The 2,474-nt window shown below is 45.4% G+C and carries 3 protein-coding genes; all 3 read right to left on the minus strand.

All coding sequences use genetic code 11. The annotated features are described in order from the left end of the window. A partial coding sequence (gene pgl / locus MUP17_05835) for a 6-phosphogluconolactonase (GenBank protein ID MCJ7458492.1) occupies positions 1-465 on the minus strand: 465 nt, incomplete at its 3' end. Next, complete coding sequence (zwf, locus tag MUP17_05840) at positions 452-2,020, minus strand: glucose-6-phosphate dehydrogenase (GenBank protein ID MCJ7458493.1); 1,569 nt, start codon at positions 2,018-2,020, stop codon at positions 452-454. The genes pgl and zwf, both read right to left, overlap by 14 nt. A gap of 129 nt (positions 2,021-2,149) precedes the next feature. After that, positions 2,150-2,474, minus strand: a 325-nt coding sequence (locus MUP17_05845; protein MCJ7458494.1) for an RpiB/LacA/LacB family sugar-phosphate isomerase, incomplete at its 5' end; no start/stop codon positions are given.

Consider the following 2,474-nt stretch of genomic DNA (forward strand, 5'->3'; position numbering starts at 1 on the left):
CGAAGCGGTGTGCCCTTCCTCTCCTATGCCGAGTATGATCAGATCAAATTGAGGGAACTTATCTTCCTTTAATCGAAAAAAAGTCTTTATCTCCTCCTCATACCTCTTAGCCGAGATCTCGGGTGTCTTATAAATATGGACTGAGTGGATATTCTCGGCGGGAATTGAGATATGTCGAAGGAGAGCTTCTTTTATCATCCCATAATTACTATCCGGTTCATCAAAAGGAACGAATCTTTCATCCGCTAAAAAAATATGAGTCTTGCCCCAGGCTAATCGTTCTCTGGAATCGGCTAATTTTTGATAAAACTCCACCGGGGTTTCACCCCCTGAAAGTGCTATTGTAAAAATCCCACTTTTTTCTATAGCTTTTTCGCTTATCTCTTTCCATTTTTTGATGAGAAAATCGTAGAGCTTTTCTCTTTTCTGAAAGACCAAAACCTCTCTTTTCTCAGGTCTTTTCATCTGCAAATCTCCACCTTTTCCCATCTTTTTCCATTAACCGGAGAGATTCAGAAGGACCCCAAGTGCCAGCAGCATAATTGGGAAAATCTTTTGGAGGATTGGCTTCCCATCTTTGGAGCAGAGGATCAAGAATAGACCAGCTCAGGTCAACAAAGTCCTCCCTGGAGAAAAGGGTCTGGTCTCCTCTTATGCAGTCGAGGAGAAGCCGTTCGTAAGCCGGGTGCTCCTTCACTTTAAAACTTTTTCCATAATTGAATTCTAAATTCACAGAGCGTGGCTCGTTCCCCATTCCGGGATATTTCACTGTGAGCCTCAGACATAGCTCCTCCTGGGGCTGTATGCTCAAAACCAGTGCATTCGGCTGGATCACATCACAGACCCTTCCGAAGAGCCGGAGAGGTGGCTGTTTGAACTCGACATATATTTCAGTCAGGTGACTCTTCAACCTTTTGCCAGTGCGCACATAAAAAGGCATCCCTGCCCATCGCCAGTTGTCTATGTAAAATTTCCCCGCAAAAAATGTGGGGGCGTTAGACGAAGAAGAGACCTTTTCCTCCTCCCTGTATCCTTTGACTTCCAGTTTATCTATACTTCCGGGACCATACTGTCCTCGCACTGCAAAGTCGTCTATATACTTCTCATCCCGGAGTCTTATTGAGCGGAGAACTTTCACCTTTTCATCCCTTATCAGGTCCGCCTCGAATCCGGCTGGAGGCTCCATTGCCACCAGGGTTAAAAGCTGCATCATGTGGTTCTGGATTATATCCCTGACCACTCCTGTCTGCTCGTAAAAGGCACCCCGGTGCTCGATCCCGATCTTTTCTGCTACTGTTATCTGCACGTGGTCGATATAGCGCCTGTTCCACAAAGGCTCGAAGATGCTGTTGCCGAAACGGAAGAAAAGGATATTCTGGACAGTATCCTTTGCCAGGTAATGGTCAATCCGGTAAATCTGTTTTTCATCAAATGCTTGCAGAATCAGGCGATTAAGCTCTGCGGCTGATTTTCTATCACTACCAAAAGGCTTTTCGATAATTATCTTACTTGTAGGAATCTCTCTGCACAGGTCGAATTTCTTCAGCTTTTCAACGATCACCGGGAAAAGTTGAGGCGGAACCGCGAGATAAAATAGGAGGTTCGACTCTTTGTAACTGGTTGACGAGACAAGCTTCTCCAGGGATTGGCGCAGACTCTGGTAGGTACCGTCTTCCTCGGCTGAGCCAGACAGATGACGTAAGTGACGGGTAAATTCTGAACAGCTTTTCTGGTCGAAATTGTCTGAGGAGAACTTCTTGAGCGCAGACTCGACGAAGTCCCGGTAGGCATCATCTGATAACTGGGAAAGCCCCACACTTAAAATTGAAAATCCCCCGGTAAACTTTTCATCCTGATAAAGGTGGTATAATGCCGGCAAAAGCTTCCTCTGACTTAAATCTCCTGTGCCCCCAAAGATGACCATCAAAAACGAGCCAATTTTGTACTCCGGTGCATTCTCGTCACACGACTCCAGGAACCTGCTTTTTATCTCTGAGGACTCCTCAGTTTTCTTCTCCATAAAGGATTCCCTTGAATTTGCATGCAGAATGGATCTGTATTTTCTCTTTTGCTAAAGTGGTTATAATCCTGTTTTACGATCACGAATCACGAGGAACGGTCACGTCCTTTTCCCCTTGAATCCTTTTATTTATTTCACAGTACCCAAGTATTTTTTCTCAAGTTTAGATACTTTCTTCAGGCGCCTCTGGTGCCTTCCTCCCTGGAAAGCCGATTTCAACCAGACATTGATTATCCTTCTTGTATTCTCTTTATTGAATGGTCTTCCTCCCAGCACCAAGACATTGGCGTTGTTGTGTTCTATGCTCAAGCGGGCATCTTTTGTATTGCTGACCAGGGCTGCCCTTATACCAGGTATCTTATTGGCAGCAATGGATGCCCCAATTCCAGTGCCACAGGTGAGGATTCCTTTTCTGTTTTTGTCCTTTCTGACTTCGAGTGCCACCTTCTCTGCA

Source organism: Candidatus Zixiibacteriota bacterium (genome assembly GCA_022865345.1).
Taxonomy (GTDB): Bacteria; Zixibacteria; MSB-5A5; order MSB-5A5; family RBG-16-43-9; genus RBG-16-43-9.